Source organism: Acidovorax sp. GW821-FHT10E03 (assembly GCF_059415205.1).
Genome location: NZ_JBWKMU010000005.1, coordinates 207,181 through 227,205, shown reverse-complemented (window position 1 = coordinate 227,205; position 20,025 = coordinate 207,181). Strand labels below are relative to the sequence as shown.

The window sequence follows — 20,025 nt, the reverse complement described above, 5'->3', positions numbered from 1 at the left end:
CTGGAAACGGATGTTGGAATGAATATTTGAATAAGACGCCTTCTCATGTAGACGCAGGCCGAAGCCATCCCCCTAGGTCGGTGGGCCAAGTTTTTTGAAAAAAGATGCGGGGCCCTGTGCAGGGCAGGCGGGGCGCGCAGGGCCCACAGGCGCGCAGACCCATCCGCCGGCGGCGGACGGCCAGCAACGGCCTGCTGCCGGCCGCTACCGGGGGTGGCTACTGAGGCTGAGGGTGGGGAGCAGCCACGATCTCGGTGACCGCGCCGTGCGCGCGCAGTTGCACAGGCAGCACGCTGGGCAGGGACCGGGTGAAGTTATCGAGCCGCCGCGGGTCGAACGTGCCGGTCAGGCGCAGCGCGCCCACGCCGGGGTCGCGCACCACCAGCTGCGTGGAGCCGTACCGGGCGAATTCGGCCAGTGCCTGCGACAAGGGCGTGTCGTCAAAGCTCACCCGCCCATCGCGCCAGGGTGCAATGCCCGCAGCGGGCACCGCGGCGATGGCGGTCAGGCGGCCATCCGCAGCGCTGCGCACCTGCTGGCCTGCGGTCAACTCCACCACCTCGGGCCCGGCGTCGGCAGCGCGGGCCACGCGCACGCGGCCCTCTTCCACCGCCACGCGCACACCGGCGTCGCCCGGCACGCCGGGTGTGTAGCGCACCGAAAACCGGGTGCCCACCACCGTGATGCGCAGGGGCCCCGCCAGCACGTCGAACGGCCGCGCGGCATCGCCCTGCACCTTGAACACGGCCTGGCCTTCCGGCAGCACCACCTCGCGGCGCAGGCGGCGAAAGGTGACGTCCAGGCGGGTGTTGGTGTCCAGGCGCACGGTGCTGCCGTCGGGCAGGTGCACCTCGGACTGCTGGCCCAGGCCGGTCGCCAGGGCCTGCTCATACACGGGCTGTTGCTGCCAGTGGTGGTAGCCCATGACCGTGGCAGCAGCCACCAGGCAGACCGATGCGGCCATGGCGGCGCCCTGCCCCCAACCCCAACCCCAGCTCCAACCTCGCGCGCGTGGGCGGTCCGGTGCGCCGGCACGATCCTTGTCCTGCAGCAAGCCGGCCCGCAGGTGCTGGACCGCCGTTGCGGGCAGTGCATCGAGCGCACGCCACTCCTGCTGCCAGCGCGCCAGCGCCGCCGCATGCCGCGGGTCGGCGTCGCGCCACGCCCGCAGGGCCTGCAGCGTGGCGGCATCCGGTGCGCCCTGGCTGCGCACGAGCCAGTCCAATGCTTCACTGTCGATGCGGTCGATAGAGTCGTCCGGCAGGGGCATGGGAGGCTGCGCGCTCATGGCTGGTCCTCCCCCTGCGCGGTGGCGCGGCACGCGCGGCAGGCCACCATGGCGCGCTGGATGTGCTGCTCCACCATCTTGCGCGAGATGCCCATCTGCGCGGCCACCTCGGCCTGCGACAGCCCGTCGAACTTGTGCAGGATGAACGCCTCGCGGCAACGCAGCGGCAGCGATTCGATGGTGGCGATCATCGAAGCCACACCTTGCGCGGAGATGAAAGCAGCCTCGGGTTCGCACACGGCGGGCGCGGGCAGGTCGCTAACGTCGGGCAGGCTGTCGTCGGCATCGGTGTGCAGCGTGCCCCGCGCCACATGGCGGCGGTGCTGGTCAATGAGCAGGTTGCGCGCGGTGCGGTACAGCAGCGCGCGCGGCTGGGCGACGGCGTCGCCGCTGCGCTGCAGCGCCAGCACGCGCGCATAGGCCTCGTGCACCAGGTCTGCCGCCGAGTCGCGGCTGCGCACCATGCGGGCAAAGTAGTTCAGCAGTTCTTGGTAATAGTGGGCAACCACGGCGCACGCAGCCTGACAAAAGACGGCCCGAACGCGGCAGGTTCGGGACCGGGATGGCTGAGGGCGCAGTGGGGACAGGCCCGTGGCTAATAAGAATGATTCTCATATTGTAAGGACTTGAACCTGCCCTGGTTCGTAAAGCCCTAGGCGGTGATGACCTGCTCGTCCATGGGGCTGGCCTGCAGCCGCGCCACATCGGCGGCCCGGCGCGTCAGCACCGCGCCCTGGTTGATGTAGCCCTTGTCGGTGATCTCGCCGCTGTCCGCATCGGGCGGCTGCGCCAGCACCAGGGCGCGTGTGGGGCACTGCGATGAGCCCGCGCCAGCGTCGCGCCGGGCCCGTATCACGCCCTGCAGGGCGGCGGTGAGCTTCGCGGGGTCGGCCGCGCTCGCTGCCGACGGGAACACCAGCATGCCCACTTCGTCGTGGTTGTGGCCGGTGAGCACGATGTCCTGCACCAGCGGCGCGAGCTGCGAGATCAGCTCCACGCGCAGCGTGCCCACCGACACCCAGCTGCCGCTGGAGAGCTTGAAGTCTTCGGCCACGCGCCCGTTGAAGACCACGCCCCGCTCGGGCCGCTCCGGGTCTACCAGGTAGCCGGCGTCACCGATGCGGTAGAAGCCCTCGCTGTCGAACGCGGCCGCCGTCTCGGCCGGTGCGTTGCGGTAGCCCGGAAACACCGACACGCCCTTGACCCGCATCTCGAGCTTGCTGCCATTGGGCACGAGCTTGAGCGCGAGCCCGGGCAGCGGCGCGCCGATGCAGCCGGCCTTCTCCAGCCGCCAGTGCGCGCTGGTGACGGCGGGCGACGTCTCGGTGGAACCCCACGATGTCGTCAGCCACAGCGGCTGCGCGGGTCGCACGCGCAGGGCCAGCGCTTCGAGCCGCTGCCAGGTGGACGGCGCGAGCGCCGCCGCCGCATAGAACGCCAGCCGCATGCGCGACAGGACCTCGGCGGCCAGCTGCTCGTCCGCCTCGAGGAAGGGCAGCAGCATGTCGAAGCCGCGCGGCACGTTGAACAGCATCGTGGGCTTCACGTCACGCAGGTTGCGCACCGTTTTCTCGATGAGCCCGGGCACGGGCCGCCCTTCGTCGATGTAGAGCGTGCCGCCGTGGCACAGCACCATGTTCAGGTTGTGGTTGCCGCCGAAAGTGTGGCTCCACGGCAGCCAGTCCACCAGCACGGGTTTTTCGCGGGTCAGGAAGGGCCAGGTCTGGGCCATCATCTGCTGGTTGGCGCAGAGCATGCGGTGGGTGTTGATGACCACCTTGGGCCGCCCGGTGGAGCCCGAGGTCAGCAGGTACTTGGCATGGCTGTCGGGCGCGATGGCGTCGAACGCCTGGCGCACGGCCGGGGTCTCCACCCCCTGCAGCAGCCGCGCAAAGGGCAGTGCGCCCGGCACCTCGTCGGCGTGGCGGCTGAACACCTGCAGCGCGTCCGATGCGTACCCCGCCAGGGCCGGCGCGTACGCCCGGGCATCGGACGCGTAGACCAGCGACGGCCCGAGCGCCGCGAGCATGCTGTGCAGCCGCGCCGGGTCCCTGGAGCGCGCATAGGCGCTGGACAGCGAGCACGAGGCCAGGCCCACATGCATGGCCGCGAGCATGAGCACCGCATGGTCCACCGCGTTGTCCGACAGGATCGCCACGGGGCGGTCGGCCGGCAGCTTCAGGTCCAGCAGCGACTGCGCCACGGCGCCGACCGCGCGGCGCAACTCGCCGTAAGTCAGGCGGCGCCAGTGCTCACCCGTGTCATCGCGCTCGGCCAGGGCCGGCGCGTCGGGCGTCTCGCGCGCCCAGTGCTCCACCCACTCGCCGATGCAACGCGCATAGGCGCCCAGCGGCACGGGGGACTGCAGCATGATCGAGCCGTCGTCCGAACGGGTCTGGGTGGTCAATGCCAGCGCGATCTGGGTGTCGTCGTCAAGGAATCCGGGGTGCATGGCGTGGTGTCTCTCTCTCGGTGTCGTGGTGAGGCTGGTGATGGGGAGCGCCGGGCCCATCAGGTCGGCGTGTCCAGCCCGGGGGATGCGCTCTTGGCACGCAGCAGGCCGATGAGCAGGGCATCGCGCACCTGCGCCAGCTCTGCCTGGGTGCGCCCGCCGAGCGCCTGGTCCACGCCCTCGACCACGCGGCGCTGCAGTTCGGGCGTCATGCGCGGCGCGCCCAGGTCGTCCCACCAGCCTTCGATGGGGCCGCCCAGGTGGGCCAGCAGATGGGCCATGCCGCCGTCGCCGCCGGACAGGTGCAGGTTCATGAACGGCCCCATCAGCGCCCACCGCAGGCCGGGGCCCTGGGCGATGGCGGTGTCGATGTCGGCCACGCTGGCCACGCCCTCGTTCACCAGGTGGAACGCTTCGCGCCACAGTGCGGCCTGAAGGCGGTTGGCGATGTGGCCCTGGATCTCGCGACGCACATGGATGGGGCGCTTGCCGATGGTGGTGTAGAAGGCCATCGCGGCGGCGATGGCCTCGGGCGACGTCTTCTCGCCCCCGCCCACCTCGACCAGCGGGATCATGTGCGGCGGGTTGAACGGGTGCCCGAGCACGATGCGTTCCGGCCGGGCGCACCGGGCCTGCATGGCCGATACCGACAGTCCCGACGAGCTGGACGCCACGATGGCGTGCGCCGGGGTGGCCGCGTCGATGCGGCGCATCAGGTCGGCCTTGAAGTCCACCCGCTCCGGCCCGTTCTCCTGCACGAAGTCCGCCTGCGCCAGCGCATCTTCCAGCCGCAGGTGAAAGCGCAGCCGCTCCAGGCTGGCACCGGGTGCCAGACCCTGCTGCTCCAGAGCGGGCCAGTGCCGGGCCACCGCATCGCGCAGCCGCTGCTCGGCGCCCTCCGCGGGGTCGGTGGCATCCACATCCAGCCCCCGCGCCAGAAAGTAGGCAGCCCAGCTCGCGCCGATGACGCCGGTCGCCACCACCGCCACACGCTTCACAGTCGAATCCATCGAAGAATTTCCTTGTGGTTATTGCAAAAATCATGCACCGCACGCGGCTGCCGATACCGGCGCGCCGCAGGGCCAGCGCCCCCGCGCAAGGGCCGTCAAGCTGAACAGGCAGCGCTTCGCTCGCGTGCGCTGTGGGCAGGGGAAGACGCGCAGCGGCTCATGGGAAAGTCAAGACCCGTTCAAGACTCCGCGGTGAACCCGATCTTCTTGACCAGCGGGCCCCAGCGCTCGAATTCCGCCTGCTGCGATGCCGCCATCTCAGCCGGGGTGGAGGCCTTGGCGATCAGGCCCACGACGGCCAGGCTGTCGATCACGGCCTTTTCCTTGATGGCCTGGTTGATGGCCGCATTGGCCGCAGCCACCACGCTGGCGGGCGTGCGGGCGGGGGCGTAGAAGCCGAACCATTCCTCGGTCGTGAGCTCCGGGAAGCCCTGCTCTGCAAAGGTCGCCACTTCGGGCGAGAACGGCGAGCGCGCCTGGCCGGACGTGGCGATGAGCCGCAGCTTGCCGGCCTTGTGGTTGGGGATGAAGTCGCCGCTCGGAGTAACCATGGACGCGATCTGCCCACCCACCACATCGGTCACGCCGGGGATGGACCCACGGTAGGGCACGTGTTTCAGGTCCACCCCGTGGTTCAGGCCCAGCAGCGCGCCGATGAAGTGCGGCGTGGAGCCCGCCGCCGGCGAGCCGTAGTTGGCCTGGCCCGGGTTGGCCTTGGCCCAGGCCAGGAAGTCCTTCACGTTCTTCACGGACGCGGGCACCATCGGCCCCACGGCCAGCCCGTGGTGCATCACGGCGCCGATGGACACCGGCACGAAATCCTTGACGGGGTCATAGCTGAGCTTGCTGTAGATGTGCGGATAGATCGACGTGCACGAGAACGGCGACAGCGTGAGCACGCTGCCATCCGCGGGTGCGCCCTTGAGCGACTCCAGCGCGATGCGCCCCCCCGCGCCGGGCTTGTTCTCCACCACGGCCGGATTGCGTGTGTAGGCCGAGCCCGCCAGCTTCTCGCCCACGCGCCGCGCGACGCTGTCGCCCGCGCTGCCGGCCGGAAAGCCATAGAAAATCTTGATCTGCTCCAGTGTCTGCGCCATGGCACTCCAGGGCGCCAGGGCCCCGAGCGCGGTGGCAGCGCCCACATGGTGCATGAATTGGCGGCGTGTTGGCATCATCATTTCTTGTCTCCTTTTTCTTTCTGGTTGCATGAACAGGGCTGTGGCGGAACGTATGCAGTGGCTCAGTGCGGCGCGAACTCGGGGCGGGGGCCGCCCACGCGCGGCAGGCCCATCAGCGCGCGGGCCTCGGCGGGCGTGGCGGGCTCCATGTCCAGCTCGCGGATCACGCGCACGATGCGCTCGGTGAGCTGCACGTTGGTGGCCAGCTCGCCGTGGCGAAAGTACAGGTTGTCCTCCAGCCCCACGCGCGCATGGCCGCCCAGCAGCAGCGCCGCGACATTGGCTTCGAGCTGCGAGGGGCCGATGCCGCTCACGCAGAACAGGCTGTTTTTGGGCAGCATGTCCACCATCATCTGCAGGTGGCGCGGCGAGTACGGCATGGCGTTCTGGAAGGCGCGGTGCACGTTCATCACCAGGTTGATGAAATGCGGGCCGTCGTCGTGCCCCTCTTCGATGAGGGTGGTGGTGTCCTGCAGGATGTGGGTGGGGCTGAAGACCTCCCACTCGGGCTTGATGCCGCGCGCCTTCATGCCGGCGGCCAGCTCGCGGCCGCGGCTGAGCGGTGTGTCCATCAGGATCTCGCGGCCGTCGAAGCTCAGGTTGAGCGTGGTGGCATCCAGCGTGCACATCTCGGCGCCTGCGTCCATGCCCTTGATGCGCTCTTCCCAGGCGATCTCCCAGCGGTTGCCGGGCAGCGGCTTGACCATGTCGCCGTGCACGCCGCCGCCGGTGGAGTTGTTGATGACGATGTCGCAGCCCTTGGCGCGGATGCGGGTGTTGATGTCGCGGTAGATGTCGGCGTTGCAGGTGGCGCCGTCATCGGGCCTGCGCGCATGGATGGCCACCACGCTGGCCCCGGCGTTCCAGCAGCGCTGCACGTCGTCGGCGATCTCGGCCGGCTGGGTGGGCAGGTGCGGGTTCTGAGACTTGTGCGCCATGCCCCCCGTGGGGGCGATGGTGACGATGACTTTGCGCTTTGTCATGGCGTGGACTGGTGGAAAATGCTAGTGCACGCATTATTTTTTTGGGCGCTTGCATACTCAGTCATTGCGATGACATTTGGACTCAGGGTATACGAGGAACCGTGCGGCCCTGCCCGTTGGAGAACGCTTCACCATGCTGGTCAAAAAGGCGCCGCCCACGGTGGCCGACCTCCTCGCCGACTCGGCCTGGTTCCCGGTGCTGGACGCCCCGGCCCAGCAGCGCGTGATCGATGAACTGCGCGAGGTCGATGTGCCGCAAGGCAGCGCGCTGTGCCGCCGCGGCGACGTGCCCCGGCACTGGTACGGCGCGATCGAAGGATTGCTCAAGTGGACGGTCACGTCCGACAACGGCCGCTCCGTCACGCTGGGCGGGCTGTCGGCGGGCAGCTGGTTCGGCGAGGGCACGCTGCTGCGCGGCGTGGCGCGCACGGCAGACATCATTGCGCTGCGCCCCAGCCGGGTGGCGCTGCTGCCGGTGGAGACCTTCGAATGGCTGCACGCCACACAGCGCAGCTTCGACCACTTCCTGCTGCGCCAGATCAACGAGCGCATGCACTGGTTTCTGGGCAACTTCACGGCCCACCACCTCATGGACACCGACAGCCAGGTGGCACGCGCGCTGGCCGGGCTGTTCCACCCTTTTCTGCACCCCGGCAGCGACCCGCACCTGCAGGTCTCGCAGGAGGAGATCGCCAACCTGTCGGGCGTGTCGCGCCAGCGCTGCAACGCCGCCCTGAAGCGCCTGGAGGCCGAGGGCGTGCTGCAGATCGAATACGGCGGCATCACCGTGGTGGACCTCGGCAGCCTGCGCCGGCGGCTCGACTAGCCGTCCGCGCGCATCACACGCCCAGCAGCTGCTCCAGCGCCGCGGGCGCTGCCCGCAGCTCGGCCGACGGCGCGGCCAGCACGATGTGGCCCTTCTCCATCACCAGGGCCTGGTCGGTGTGCGAGAGCACCCGCCGCCAGTCGCGGTCCACGATCAGCGTGGCGATGCCGGTGGCTCGGATCTCGGAGATCACGCGCCAGATCTCGGTCACGATGAGCGGGGCCAGGCCCTCGGTGGCTTCGTCCAGGATCAACAGGCGCGGGTTGGTCATCAGCGCACGGCCGATGGACAGCATCTGCTGCTCGCCGCCGGACAGCTGCTGCCCGCCGTGCGAGAGCCGCTCCGACAACCGAGGGAAGGTGGCCATCACGCGGTCGAAGGTCCAGGCGCGGCTGCCGTCCAGGCCCGCCCGCTGGCTCATGACCAGGTTCTCGCGCACCGACAGGTTGGGGAAGATGCCGCGCCCCTCGGGCACGTAGCCAATGCCCAGGCGCGCCATCTTTTCGGGGGGCCAGCCGGTGACGGTGCGGCCGTCCATCTGCACCTGGCCTTCGGGCGGGCGCAGGTAGCCCATCAGGGAGCGGATGAGCGTGGTCTTGCCCATGCCGTTGCGCCCCAGCAGGCCCACCGACGTGGCGGCGGGCACCTGCGCATCCACGCCGCGCAGCACATGGCTGTCGCCATAGCGGGCGTGCAGCCCGACCACATTCAGCATGGTGCGTTCCTTGTGAGGAGGGTGGTCATCACATCAATGCCCTTCTCCGAGGTAGGCGGTGCGCACCTCGGGGTTGTTGCGGATCTCTGCCGGGCCGCCGCTGGCGATGACCGTGCCGTTGACCATGACGGTGATGCGGTCGGCGATGCGGAACACGGCGTCCATGTCGTGCTCGACCAACAGGATGGCGTGGTGCGGTTTCAGGTCGGCCAGCAGCGCCAGCATGCGCTCGGTCTCCTCCGCGCCCATGCCGGCAAGCGGCTCGTCCAGCAGCAGCACGCGCGGCCGGGTGGCGATGCACATGGCCACCTCGAGCTGGCGCTTGGCGCCGTGGCTCAGCGCACCGGCGGTGCGCCGTGCGTCTGCCGCAAGCCCGGCCGCCTGCAGCGCCGCCGCGGCGGTGGCATTGCTGTCGGCGCAGTGGCGCGCCGCCTGCCACAAGGCCCAGGGCCGGGGCGTGGCGGCCTGCGCGGCCAGGCGGCAGTTCTCGTGCACGGTGAACTCCGGGAAGATCGTGGTGCGCTGGTAGCTGCGCCCGACGCCCGCCAGCGCGCGGCGCGCCTGCGACTGGCGGGTGATGTCCTGCCCGCCCAGGGTGATGCGCCCCTCGGACGCTTCGATCTCGCCCGACAGCATGTTGATCAGGGTGGACTTGCCCGCGCCGTTGGTGCCGATGACCGCGTGGACCTCGCCTTGGCGCAGGTCGAGCGTGACGGCATTCACCGCCACCAGGCCACCGAACCGGCGCGTGAGCCCTTGCACGGACAGCAGGGGTTGAGCGCTCATGCCTTTCCGCCCTTTCCGATGGGTTGTCCCAAACGCTGCGCCAGGCCCATCAGCCCCTGCGGCAGCACCGCGACGAACACGATGATGGTCAGGCCCAGGGTGAGCTGCCAGTGGTCTGCCAACGGCCCCATGAGGGCGTGGGTGGACAGCAGCTCCTTGAGCAGCGTGAACACCACCGCCCCGATCACCGCGCCGCGCAGATGCCCCATGCCCCCGAGGATGACCATGAGCAGCACGTCGCCCGAGGTGTGCCAGGACAGCAGCTCCGGGTTCACCACGCCATCGCGCACGGCCAGCAGGGAGCCCGCGAGCCCCGCCAGCGCCCCTGCCATCACGAAGGCCGCCAGCTTGTAGCCATAGGTGGCGAACCCCGCGGCGCGCATGCGCTGCTCGTTCACCCGGATGCCCGCCAGCGCCGCCCCGAAGCGCGATCTGCGCACCAGCGCCAGCAGGCCGTAGGTGCCCGCCAATGCCGCCAGCACCAGGTAAAAAAGAGCGTGGCGCGACTCCAGGCTGAGGCCGCCAAGCGTGGGCCGCACGTCCAGGTAGATGCCGTCGCTGCCGCCGCCCACCTTGGTGTCGTGGAACACGAAGAACGCCATCTGCGCAAAGGCCAGGGTGACCATGATGAAGTACACCCCGCGGGTGCGCAGGCTCAGGGCGCCCACGCACAGCGCGTACAGCGCAGCCGCCCCCATGGCGCCCAGCATCAGCACGATGAGGTTGCCGCCCTCCGCCCCCGAGCCCAGCACGGTGGCATAGGCGCCGATGCCGTAGAAGGCCGCATGCCCCAGGCTCACCAGCCCCGTCATGCCCACCAGCAGTTCCAGGCTGAGCGCGAAGATCGACAGGATCATGACCTTGACCAGCAGGTCGGCCCAGTAGGGGCCCAGCAGCGGCCCGGCGATGGCGGCGGCCATGGCCACGGCGGCGGGCAGCAGTGCGCGCATGCGCCAGCCGCCGCGCGGCGCAGTGGCGGTGTCCGCAGGCGCGGCGGCGGTGGTGGGGTGCACGGCGCTCATGCCTTGCGCCCCATCAGGCCTTCCGGCCGCCAGATCAGGATGCCCGCCATCAGCAGGTACACGCCCATGCCGCTGATCTCCGCGAAGAACACCTTGCCGAAGGTATCGACAAACCCCACCAGCAGCGACGCCACCAGCGCCCCGGTGATGGAGCCGATGCCCCCGATGACCACCACCACGAAGCAGATGATGAGCACGCTGGCGCCCATGTTGGGGTACACCGAGGACATGGGCGCGGCGATCATCCCGGCCAGCGCCGCCAGCGCCACGCCCGCCGCGAAGACGATGCGGTACAGCCGCCGGATGTCGATGCCCAGGCCGCGCACCATGTCGCGGTTGCTGGCGCCAGCGCGCACCATCATGCCCAGGCGGGTGCGGTTGACCACCCAGTACAGCCCCACGGCCAGCACGATGCAGGCCGCCGACGCGAAAAGGCGGTACCACGGGTAGCTCATGAGTTCGCCCAGCGCAAAGCTGCCATCGAGCCACGCAGGCGCCTTGACGCCGTGCACGTCGTTGCCCACCAGCAGCGAGCGCAGTTCCTCGAACACGAGGATGAGCCCGTAGGTCATCAGCACCTGCTGCAGGTGGTCGCGCTGGTACAGGTAGCTGAAGAACGCCCACTCCAGCAGGTAGCCCAGCACCGCCGCCAGCGCGATGCCCGCGAGCAGCATGACGAGGAACTGGTCGCCGAACAGCGGCGACAGCGCGAACGCCATGTAGGCGCCGATCATGTAGAAGCTGCCGTGCGCGAGATTGATCACGCCCATGATGCCGAAGATCAGCGTCAGCCCGGATGCCACCAGAAACAGCAGCAGCCCGTACTGGACCGAGTTCAGGCACTGGACCAGGAAGGTGCCGATGTCCATGGAAGGTGTGTCCTGTGTTGACGGAGACGGTCAGCCAGCCGTTTACAGCTTGCAGCCGCGCGCGGGGTCGGCCAGCGCCTTGGCGGCCACGCCGACGACCTTGTTCTCCTTGCCGTCCACCTTGCGCAGGTAGATGTCCTGCACGGGGTTGTGGGCGCGGCTCATGGTGAAGGGGCCGCGCGGGCTGTCGATGGTGGCTTTCTGCACGGCGGCGGCGAAATCGGCCTTCTTCGCGATGTCGCCCTTCACGGCCTTCAGGCCCGTGGCCAGGATCTGGGCGGCGTCGTAGCCCTGCAGCGCGTACACGTCGGGCTGCAGCTTGAAGGACTTGGCGTAGGCGGTGCGGAACGCGTTGTCGCGCGGGGTATTCAGGCCGTCGGCGTAGTGCAGGGTGGTGAGCAGGCCCTGCGCGGCATCGCCCTGCGCCTCCAGCGTGCCGTCGGTCAGAAAGCCCGAGCCGTACAGCGGCGTGACCTTGTTCAGCCCGGCGGCCGCGTAGTCCTTGACGAACTTGACCGCGCCGCCGCCCGCGAAGAATGCGAACACCACGTCGGGCTTGGTGGCCGCGATCTCGGTGAGCAGCGCCTGGAACTCCACGTTCGGGAACGGCACGGTGAGCTGCTTGACGACCTTGCCGCCTTCCTTTTCAAAGCCTTCCTTGAAGGCCTCGGTCATCTCGTCGCCGGCGGCGTACTTCCAGGTGATGGTGACGGCGGTCTTTTTCTTCTCCTGCTTCGCGGCCACGGTGCCCATGCCGTAGGACGACTGCCAGTTGGAGAACGACGAACGGAAGATGTTCTGCGCGCACAGCGCGCCCGTGACCGCGTCCGCACCCGCGTTGGGCACGATGAGCAGGGTGCCGCTTTGCTTGGCGGCGCGCGCCATCGCCGTGGCGACGCCCGAATGCACGGTGCCGACGATCACGTCCACGCCGTCGCGCTTGATGAGCTTGTTGACGTTGTCGGTGGCCTTGGCAGGGTCCGATTCATCATCGACCTTGAAGAACTCGATCTCGCGGCCCGCGAGCTTGCCGCCCTGCTCGGCCACGTGCAGCCGAAAGCCGTTCTCGATGGCAACGCCCAGCGCGCTGAAGGTGCCGCTGAACGGCAGCATGAGACCCACCTTGAGTTTGTCGGTGGTCTGGGCCGTGCCTGCGGTGGCGCCGCAGGCCAGTGCCAGCGCTGCGAATGCCGTGCGTGCGTAGCGAGATGTCATGGTTGTCTCCTGGATGTTGTCGTGATGAACGCCACCGTCTCGGCGATCACGTCGCCGGGCCGGTCACGGTGGGGGGAATGCGCGCAGGCGGGCAGCTCCAGCAGCCGGGTGCCCGGCACGCGCTCGGCAATGCCGCGGATCTGCGCCAGCGTTCCGTATTCGTCGTCAAGACCCTGCACGGCCAGCACGGGCGCGCGCACGGCGGCGATGTCGGCCACGATGCTCCAGCCGCGAAAGGCGGGGTCGAGCCAGATGCGGTTCCAGCCCCAGAAGGCCGAATCGGGGTCGTCGTGGTAGCGGGCCAGCTTGCCCGGCAGGTCGGTGGTCTCGTAGGCGGCACGCGCCTGTTCGATGTTGGCGATGGTCACGTCCTCGACGAAGATGTGCGGCGCCAGCAGCACCAGGCCCGCCACGCGCTCCGGAAAGCGGGCGGCGTACAGCAGCGCGATGGAGGCGCCGTCGCTGTGGCCGAACAGCCAGGGCGCTTCGCTCACGCCCAGCGCCTGCAGCAGCGCGGGCAACACCTCCTCGGCCTGCCGGTGCATGAAGTCCACGCCCCAGCGTTCATCGGCCGCGCGCGGCGTGGAACGGCCGTAGCCGGGGCGGGAGAACACCAGGCCCCGAAAGCCGCCGTCCGCGCACAGCCGCTGCGGGAAGTCCTTCCACATCGCCAGCGAGCCCAGCCCTTCGTGCAGAAAGACCACCAGCGGCGCCTGCGTGCGCTCGGGCGCTATCCACTGGTACTCGACCTGCACGGCCTGCCCCCGCCAGGAGATGCTGGCCAGAGACGCCGCGTCGCCGGAGCTGGCCGTGGCGCTCATGCCCGGGCCTCCTGCTCGCGCAGGCGAAAGCGCTGGATCTTGCCGGTGGCGGTCTTGGGCAGCTCGGGCACGAACTCGATGAAGCGCGGGTACTTGTAGGGCGCCAGGCGGTCCTTGACGAAGGCCTTGAGCTCCTCTTCCGTCGCGCCCTGGCCGTCCTTGAGCACGACGAAGGCCTTGGTCTTGGTCAGGCCGTCGCCATCCTGCTTGCCGATCACGGCCACCTCCAGCACGGCGGCGTGCTGCATCAGCGTGGCCTCGACCTCGAAGGGCGACACGTAGATGCCGCTGACCTTGAGCATGTCGTCGCTGCGCCCGGCGTAGGTGTAGTAGCCGTCCGCATCGCGCACGTACTTGTCGCCGCTCTTGGTCCAGCCGCCCTGGAAGGTGTCGCGCGTCTTGTCGCGGTTGTTCCAGTACATCAGCGCGGCGCTGGGGCCCTGGATGTAGAGGTCGCCCACCTCGCCGTCCGCCACGGGGCTGCCGTCCTCGCCGCGCAGCTCGACCTCGTAGCCGGGCACGGGCTTGCCCGTGGTGCCGTAGCGGATGTCGCCCGGGCGGTTGGACAAGAAGATGTGCAGCATCTCGGTGGAGCCGATGCCGTCGATGATGTCGCAGCCGAAATGCGCCTTGAAGCGCTGGGCGATCTCGGCGGGCAGCGCCTCGCCAGCGGACGAGCACATGCGCAGCGCCACCTGGGCGCGCGCCGGCAGCCGGGGCGAGGCCAGCATGCCCGCAAAGCCGGTGGGCGCACCGAAGAACACGGTGGGCCGGTGGTCCACCCAGCGCTGAAAGGTGGCATCGGGCGTGGGCCGCTCGGCCATCAGCACCACGGTGGCGCCCACCGACAGCGGGAAGGTCAGCGCATTGCCCAGCCCGTAGGCGAAGTAGAGCTTGGCGGCCGAGAAACACACATCGTCGCGCGTGAGGCCCAGCACGGGCTTGCCGTACAGCTCGGCCGTCCACCAGAGATTGCCATGGGTATGCACCGTGCCCTTGGGCTTGCCGGTGGAGCCCGACGAGTACAGCCAGAAGCCCGGGTCGTCGGGCCCGGTGGCTGCGGGCGCTGGCAGGCGCTGGGCGCTGGCAATGGCCTCGTCCAGGCCCACGGCGCCGGCCGGGAGTGCCTGCGTGGGCTGCGACACCCACAGCGCCGACACCTCATGGCCACCGCGCGCCATCGCGTCTTGCAGGACGGGCAGCAGCGCGCCCGAGACCAGCACGGCCTGCGCGCGGCTGTGGCCCAGCATGTAGGCGTAGTCGTCCGCCGTGAGCAGCGTGTTCACCGCCACGGGCACCACGCCGGCGTACAGGCAGCCCAGAAAGCACACGGGCCAGTCACTGGTGTCGTGCATGAGCATCAGCACCCGCTCTTCGCGGCGCAGGCTGGCATCCACCAGCACACCGGCCAGGCGCCGGGCGCGGTCCTGCAGGTCGCCGTAGCTCAGCATGCCGCGGTCGTCGATGTAGGCCGTGCGCTGCGCGTGGTCGCGGTTCAGGTCGAACAGGTGCTGTGCAAAGTTGAAACGCTCTGGCAGGGTGGTCATGGCGATGTCTCCGTGGTTCGCTGGCGTTTTTCTGGTGGTGCGTGCTGGCTGGCGGCTGCCGTGGTCTGCGCCTGGGCGGTCAGAGGCCGAGCGCGGCCAGCACACCGGGGCTGGCCTGCACGGCGCTGCGCTGGTGGTAGAAGCCCAGCGCCCGCAGGCCTCCCAGCTCCGCCCCGCCGCCCGCACGCCCCGGGCCGCCGTGCAGCGACATGGGCATCACGTTGCCGTGGCCGGTGTGGGCCTGGGCGACGTCGGGCGTCACCACGTGCACGCGGCCATGGCTGGCTGCGAGCTGCACGGCGGCATGCCCCAGCGCGGCCTCGTCGGCCCCGTACAGCGATGCCACCAGCGACCCCTGGCCGCGCTGTGCGAGCGCTACAGCGTGGTCCACATCGCGGTAGGGCACCAGCGTGGCCACGGGGCCGAACACCTCGACCTCGTGCACCACGGCCGCCGCATCGGCGTCGTGCACACCCAGCAGCACCGGGCCGATGCAGGCGGCCACGGCGGGGTCGGCATCCACCAGCGGCTGGTGGCGGCCGTCGTGCAGGATGTCGGCGTGGGCGCACAGCTGCGCAAGCCCTTCGCGCACGGCGTGCAGCTGGGCGGTGCTGACGAGCGAGCCCATGCGCACGCCGTCGTTGCGGGGGTTGCCCACCGTCACGCCCGCGAGCTTGGCGCCGATGGCCTCGGCCGCAGCGCCGTACACGTCTGCCGGCACCAGGATGCGGCGGATGGCGGTGCATTTCTGGCCCGACTTGACCGTCATCTCGCGCACCACTTCGCGCACCAGCAGGTTGAAGGCGTCGCTGCCGGGCGCCGCATCGGGCAGCAGCAAGGCGCTGTTGAGGCTGTCGGCCTCGATGTTGGCGCGCACCGAGCGCCCGGCCACCGCAGGGTGCGCGCGGATGATGCCGGCCGTGTCCGCCGAGCCGGTGAACGAGACCACATCGAACGGCCCGAGCTGGTCCATGAGCCCGGCCGAGCTGCCTGCGATGACCGACAGCGCGCCCGCCGGCAGCACGCCCGCATCGACCACATCGCGCACCATGCGCTGCGTGAGCCAGGCCGTGGACGTGGCGGGCTTGACGATCACCGGCACGCCGGAGAGCAGCGCGGGCGCCGCCTTCTCCCACAGGCCCCAGCCCGGGAAGTTGAAGGCATTGATGAACAACGCCACGCCGCGCGTGGGCACCTGCAGGTGCTGCGACAGGAACACGGGCTCCTTGCCGAGCCTGGCGGCATCGCCATCGCGCAGCACGCGCACATCGCCCAGCGCGTCGCCCCATTTGGCGTACTGGCCCAGCGTGAAGATGCCGCCGTCGATGTCCACGGCGGAGTCGTTCTTCACCGTGCCGGCGTTGGCCGTGGCGATCTCGTAGTAGGCGTCGCGGTGGGTTTGCAGAACCTTGACCACGGCGCCCAGGAGAGCGGCACGCTGCCGGTAAGTCAACGCACGCAAGGCCGAGCCGCCCTGCTCGCGGGCGAACCGGAAGGCCTCGGGCAGGTCGAGCCCGGTGGCATCCACGCGCACCAGGTCATGGCCCAGCACCGGGTCCTTGAGCACGGCGCCCGGGCCCTGGCCGGTTTGCCAGCGTCCGGCGGCGTAGTTGGGGAGCAGTTCGGTCATACAGATAGAGAGATAGGCAGAAAAAAAGCGGGTTATCGGTCATCAGCGCGCGGCGCACGAAATGGGCATGGTCCCGGCCAGCGTCGCCGTGCAAGGGCCGCCATGCCGCGCAGGCGGCGCTCCGCTTGCGTGCACCGGGGGCGTCCCCCTCCTAGATTGCGGAGCAATATGAGAGAGGCGGAAGGCGCGAAGCGACTCAGGGGGTGTTTCACTTGCTGAACTGGATTTGCCCTTCGGGCAGCAGGTAGAGCACCAGCGAGCGGCCCTGCGCCACGGTGGGGCGGTGGGCACTGCCGGGCGGGTACACGCACCAGCCGGCGGGATGCCCGTCGAAGGTGGCGTCGCCCTCCAGCGGCATGATCAGGTCGATCTCGCCCAGCGGATGGGTATGGTGCGGGCCGGCGATGTCCTGCATGTCCACCACATCCACCGAGAAGCGGCGCAGCGCGTCGTCTGCCTTGAAGACGCGGCCGTAGCGGATGCCGCCGCCCTCGCGCTCGCAGAGCCAGCCCTGCGCCACGCCGGCCAGGCACCCCGCCTTGAGCTGCTGGTAGGCCGCGCTGGCGGGCCCGTGGGTCTGGTTGAGCCAGGCCTGCAGGTCGCCGTCCAGGGCACGGCCCGCGATCTGGCCCGTCAATGCGGACAGGGCTTCATGAAATGCTGCTTTATCGGACATGGCGACTCGTGGGTGGCTGGGACAATGGAGTGCAGCGTGCACAAGGCTTGATATGTGTTCTTGTGGGATGGAGCAATGTGCAGTATCTTGCCTGCACACGAACAATAGTTAATGCTTGATGCAGTGTCAAGCACTATAGTGCATGTATGGTGTTTTCCCCTAGCGGCGGCCGAACGCCTTCAAAAGCGTTTGAAGCCCGGGGCACGCACCGCAAAATGCCACGCCGCAGCCGACGTGAACGAGGATGGACATGAACGAACAAGAAGACACAGTCACCCTGCCACCTTTCGCTGGCGGCGGCACGGCTGCGCCCACCGAAGAGGCCCGCAACCCCCTGCTCGCCGCCCTCGGCGAACGCGTTCGCAACCTGCGGGCGCAGCGCGGGCTCACGCGCAAGGCGGTGGCCATGGCGGCCGATGTGTCGGAGCGGCACCTTGCCAACCTGGAGTACGGCACGGGCAACGCGTCCATCCTGGTGCTGCAGCAGGTGGCGGGCGCGCTGCATTGCTCGCTGGCCGAGCTGGTGGGCGACTTCACCACCCGTTCCCCCGAATGGCTGCTGATCCGCGAACTGCTGGAGCACCGCAGCGAACCCGAGCTGCGCCGCGCGCGGCTGGCGCTGCATGAGCTGCTGAGCAGCGGCGCGAGCGACACGGCGCGCCACCGGCGCATCGCGCTCGTGGGGCTGCGGGGCGCGGGCAAGTCCACGCTGGGGCCTTTGCTGGCACGCGACCTGGACGTGCCGTTCATCGAGCTGAGCCGCGAGATCGAAACCCTGGCGGGCTGCAGCGTGCGCGAGATCCACGACCTGTACGGCACCACCGCCTACCGCCGCTACGAGCGCCGCGCGCTCGAAGAGATCGTGCAGATCCACAGCGAGGTGGTGATCGCCACCCCCGGCGGCATCGTCTCGGACCCCGCCACCTTCAACGAACTGCTCGCGCACTGCACCACCGTGTGGCTGCGCGCCGCCCCCGAGGAGCACATGGGCCGCGTGCTGGCCCAGGGCGACATGCGCCCCATGGCCGCGAGCAAGGAAGCCATGGACGACCTGCGCCGCATCCTGGAAGGCCGGGCCGCCTTCTATTCCAAGGCGGACCTGACCATCGACACCTCGGGGCAGAACCTCGAGGAAAGCCTGCGGCAGCTGCGCGCCGGGGTGCGCAAGCTGATGGCCCACCCGCCGCACTGACACCCCGGCGCCCCCGCGCGCCATAAATCCAGCAAAAAACCGCGGCATGCATTGACTCGCTCGCAAACATGCATCATGATGCACATCAGTCGATTGATTTATGCATTATTATTCCTGTTCGCAGTTTTTGACGGAGACGCCCCATGACCGCCCAGACCACCGCACCCTCCCGCGTTGACTACCGCACCGATCCCACGCAGTACCGCCACTGGAAACTGGCGGTCGAGGGTCCGTTGGCCCGCCTGTCGCTCGACATCGCCGAAGACGGCGGCATCCGCCCCGGCTACAAGCTCAAGCTCAACAGCTACGACCTGGGCGTGGACATCGAGCTCAACGACGCGCTCAACCGCGTGCGCTTCGAGCACCCGGGCGTGCGCACCGTCATCGTCACCAGCGGCAAGGACCGCATCTTCTGCTCCGGCGCCAACATCTTCATGCTGGGCGTCTCCAGCCACGCCTGGAAGGTGAACTTCTGCAAGTTCACCAACGAGACGCGCAACGGCATCGAGGATTCGTCGAAGCACTCCGGCCTGAAGTTCCTCGCCGCGGTCAACGGTGCCTGCGCGGGCGGCGGCTACGAACTGGCCCTGGCGTGCGACGAGATCCTGCTGGTGGACGACCGCTCTTCCTCGGTGTCGCTGCCCGAAGTGCCGTTGCTGGGCGTCCTGCCCGGCACCGGGGGCCTGACCCGCGTGACCGACAAGCGCCATGTGCGCCACGACCTGGCAGACATCTTCTGCACCAGCGTCGAAGGCGTGCGCGGCCAGCGCGCGGTGGACTGGCGCCTGGTGGATGCGGTGGCCAAACCTGCCCAGTTCGCCGCCGCCGTGCAGGCGCGCGCCACCGAGCTGGCCGTCGGCAGCGACCGCCCGGTCGGCGCCCAGGGCGTGGCCCTGACCCGCCTGGAGCGCGAGGACGGCGCGGACAGCCTGCGCTATTCGCATGTCGAGGTGCAGATCGACCGCGCCAGGCGCACGGCCACCCTCACGCTGAAGGCGCCCACCGGCGCACAGCCCGCCGACATCGCGGCCATCGAGGCCACTGGGGCCGCCTGGTGGCCGCTGGCCCTGGCGCGCGAGCTCGACGACGCCATCCTCAACCTGCGCACCAACGAGCTCGACATCGGCACCTGGCTGCTCAAGACCGAGGGCGACGCGCAGGCCGTGCTCGCCTCCGACGCGGTGATGCTGGCCCACAAGGACCACTGGCTGGTGCGCGAGACCATCGGCGCGCTGCGCCGCGCGCTGGCACGGCTGGACGTGTCCTCGCGCACCCTGTTCGCGGTGGTGCAGGAGGGCTCGTGCTTCGCCGGCACGCTGGCCGAGCTGGCCTTCGCGGCCGACCGCACCTACATGCTGGCCCTGCCCGACGACGCCGGGCGCGCGCCGAAGCTCACGCTCAACGAATTCAACTTCGGCTTCTTCCCGATGGTGAACGACCAGAGCCGCCTGCAGCGCCGCTTCTATGAAGAGGCCGCGCCGCTCGACGCCGCGCGCGCCGCGGCTGGCAAGCCGCTCGACGCCGACGAGGCCCTGGCCCTGGGCCTGGTCACCGCCGCGCCCGACGACATCGACTGGGACGACGAACTGCGCATGGCCATCGAGGAGCGCGCCGCCATGTCGCCCGACGCGCTGACCGGGCTGGAGGCCAACCTGCGCTTTGCCAGCAAGGAGAACATGGCCACGCGCATCTTCGGCCGGCTCACGGCCTGGCAGAACTGGATCTTCAACCGCCCCAACGCCGTCGGCGAAAAGGGCGCGCTGAAGGTCTACGGCACCGGCGAAAAGGCCGGCTTCGACTTGAACCGCGTTTGAA

The 20,025-nt window shown here is 69.5% G+C and carries 18 protein-coding genes; 3 read left to right on the top strand and 15 right to left on the bottom strand.

All coding sequences use genetic code 11. The annotated features are described in order from the left end of the window. Positions 1-217: 217 nt before the first annotated feature. The 6 genes from AC07OD_RS10830 to AC07OD_RS10805 all read right to left on the bottom strand — a co-directional run bounded on the left by AC07OD_RS10830 (position 218) and on the right by AC07OD_RS10805 (position 6,911). A complete protein-coding gene (locus AC07OD_RS10830) occupies positions 218-1,288 on the bottom strand; it encodes a FecR family protein (protein WP_494596585.1) in 1,071 nt (356 codons plus the stop codon). Beyond that, positions 1,285-1,797: an RNA polymerase sigma factor gene (locus tag AC07OD_RS10825; protein ID WP_494596583.1), complete on the bottom strand. Its 513-nt coding sequence runs from the start codon at positions 1,795-1,797 to the stop codon at positions 1,285-1,287. Before AC07OD_RS10825 ends, AC07OD_RS10830 begins: the two co-directional genes overlap by 4 nt. 143 nt (positions 1,798-1,940) lie before the next feature. After that, the gene (locus tag AC07OD_RS10820) at positions 1,941-3,740 is read right to left on the bottom strand and encodes a feruloyl-CoA synthase (protein WP_494596581.1); all 1,800 of its coding nucleotides are present in this window, start codon (positions 3,738-3,740) and stop codon (positions 1,941-1,943) included. A 59-nt stretch (positions 3,741-3,799) separates the two neighbouring features. After that, positions 3,800-4,750, bottom strand: a complete 951-nt coding sequence (locus AC07OD_RS10815) for a 3-hydroxyacyl-CoA dehydrogenase NAD-binding domain-containing protein (protein WP_494596579.1) — start codon at positions 4,748-4,750, stop codon at positions 3,800-3,802. 179 nt (positions 4,751-4,929) lie between these two features. Continuing rightward, entirely contained in the window at positions 4,930-5,922 is a 993-nt protein-coding gene (locus tag AC07OD_RS10810; RefSeq protein WP_492807108.1) for a Bug family tripartite tricarboxylate transporter substrate binding protein, read from the bottom strand. Positions 5,923-5,990: 68 nt separating this feature from the next. Beyond that, positions 5,991-6,911, bottom strand: coding sequence for a beta-keto acid cleavage family enzyme (locus AC07OD_RS10805; RefSeq protein WP_494596577.1), 921 nt, complete (start codon positions 6,909-6,911; stop codon positions 5,991-5,993). Positions 6,912-7,044: 133 nt separating this feature from the next. On the opposite strand from AC07OD_RS10805, the gene AC07OD_RS10800 reads away from it, so the two are divergent. Then, a complete protein-coding gene (locus tag AC07OD_RS10800; RefSeq protein WP_494596574.1) occupies positions 7,045-7,737 on the top strand; it encodes a Crp/Fnr family transcriptional regulator in 693 nt (230 codons plus the stop codon). 13 nt (positions 7,738-7,750) lie between these two features. Here AC07OD_RS10800 and AC07OD_RS10795 read toward each other — a convergent pair whose 3' ends face one another. The 9 genes from AC07OD_RS10795 to AC07OD_RS10755 form a co-directional block, all read right to left on the bottom strand. After that, a complete protein-coding gene (locus tag AC07OD_RS10795) occupies positions 7,751-8,452 on the bottom strand; it encodes an ABC transporter ATP-binding protein (protein ID WP_494596573.1) in 702 nt (233 codons plus the stop codon). Positions 8,453-8,485: 33 nt separating this feature from the next. Next, on the bottom strand, positions 8,486-9,238 hold the full coding sequence (locus AC07OD_RS10790) for an ABC transporter ATP-binding protein (protein ID WP_492253877.1): 753 nt from the start codon (positions 9,236-9,238) through the stop codon (positions 8,486-8,488). Further along, positions 9,235-10,188 (bottom strand): branched-chain amino acid ABC transporter permease, encoded by a 954-nt coding sequence (locus tag AC07OD_RS10785; RefSeq protein WP_218339937.1) that lies wholly within the window; start codon positions 10,186-10,188, stop codon positions 9,235-9,237. The genes AC07OD_RS10790 and AC07OD_RS10785 overlap by 4 nt, the downstream gene beginning before the upstream one ends. A gap of 68 nt (positions 10,189-10,256) precedes the next feature. After that, complete coding sequence (locus AC07OD_RS10780) at positions 10,257-11,129, bottom strand: branched-chain amino acid ABC transporter permease (RefSeq protein WP_218339737.1); 873 nt, start codon at positions 11,127-11,129, stop codon at positions 10,257-10,259. A 42-nt stretch (positions 11,130-11,171) separates the two neighbouring features. After that, positions 11,172-12,344: an ABC transporter substrate-binding protein gene (locus AC07OD_RS10775; RefSeq protein ID WP_494596571.1), complete on the bottom strand. Its 1,173-nt coding sequence runs from the start codon at positions 12,342-12,344 to the stop codon at positions 11,172-11,174. After that, positions 12,341-13,165 carry an alpha/beta fold hydrolase gene (locus tag AC07OD_RS10770; RefSeq protein ID WP_494596569.1) on the bottom strand — a complete coding sequence of 275 codons (825 nt, stop codon included), beginning with the start codon at positions 13,163-13,165 and terminating at the stop codon, positions 12,341-12,343. The genes AC07OD_RS10775 and AC07OD_RS10770 overlap by 4 nt, the downstream gene beginning before the upstream one ends. Next, the gene (locus tag AC07OD_RS10765) at positions 13,162-14,712 is read right to left on the bottom strand and encodes a benzoate-CoA ligase family protein (protein ID WP_494596568.1); all 1,551 of its coding nucleotides are present in this window, start codon (positions 14,710-14,712) and stop codon (positions 13,162-13,164) included. Before AC07OD_RS10765 ends, AC07OD_RS10770 begins: the two co-directional genes overlap by 4 nt. Before the next feature lie 79 nt (positions 14,713-14,791). Then, positions 14,792-16,342 (bottom strand): 3,4-dehydroadipyl-CoA semialdehyde dehydrogenase, encoded by a 1,551-nt coding sequence (locus AC07OD_RS10760; protein WP_494596566.1) that lies wholly within the window; start codon positions 16,340-16,342, stop codon positions 14,792-14,794. A gap of 208 nt (positions 16,343-16,550) precedes the next feature. Continuing rightward, entirely contained in the window at positions 16,551-17,018 is a 468-nt protein-coding gene (locus AC07OD_RS10755) for a 4-hydroxylaminobenzoate lyase (protein WP_218339742.1), read from the bottom strand. 250 nt (positions 17,019-17,268) lie between these two features. Between AC07OD_RS10755 and AC07OD_RS10750 the strand changes: the two genes are divergently transcribed. Then, the gene (locus AC07OD_RS10750; RefSeq protein ID WP_218296133.1) at positions 17,269-18,210 is read left to right on the top strand and encodes a helix-turn-helix transcriptional regulator; all 942 of its coding nucleotides are present in this window, start codon (positions 17,269-17,271) and stop codon (positions 18,208-18,210) included. 143 nt (positions 18,211-18,353) lie between these two features. Then, complete coding sequence (gene boxC, locus AC07OD_RS10745) at positions 18,354-20,024, top strand: 2,3-epoxybenzoyl-CoA dihydrolase (protein WP_494596563.1); 1,671 nt, start codon at positions 18,354-18,356, stop codon at positions 20,022-20,024. Position 20,025: the final 1 nt, after the last annotated feature.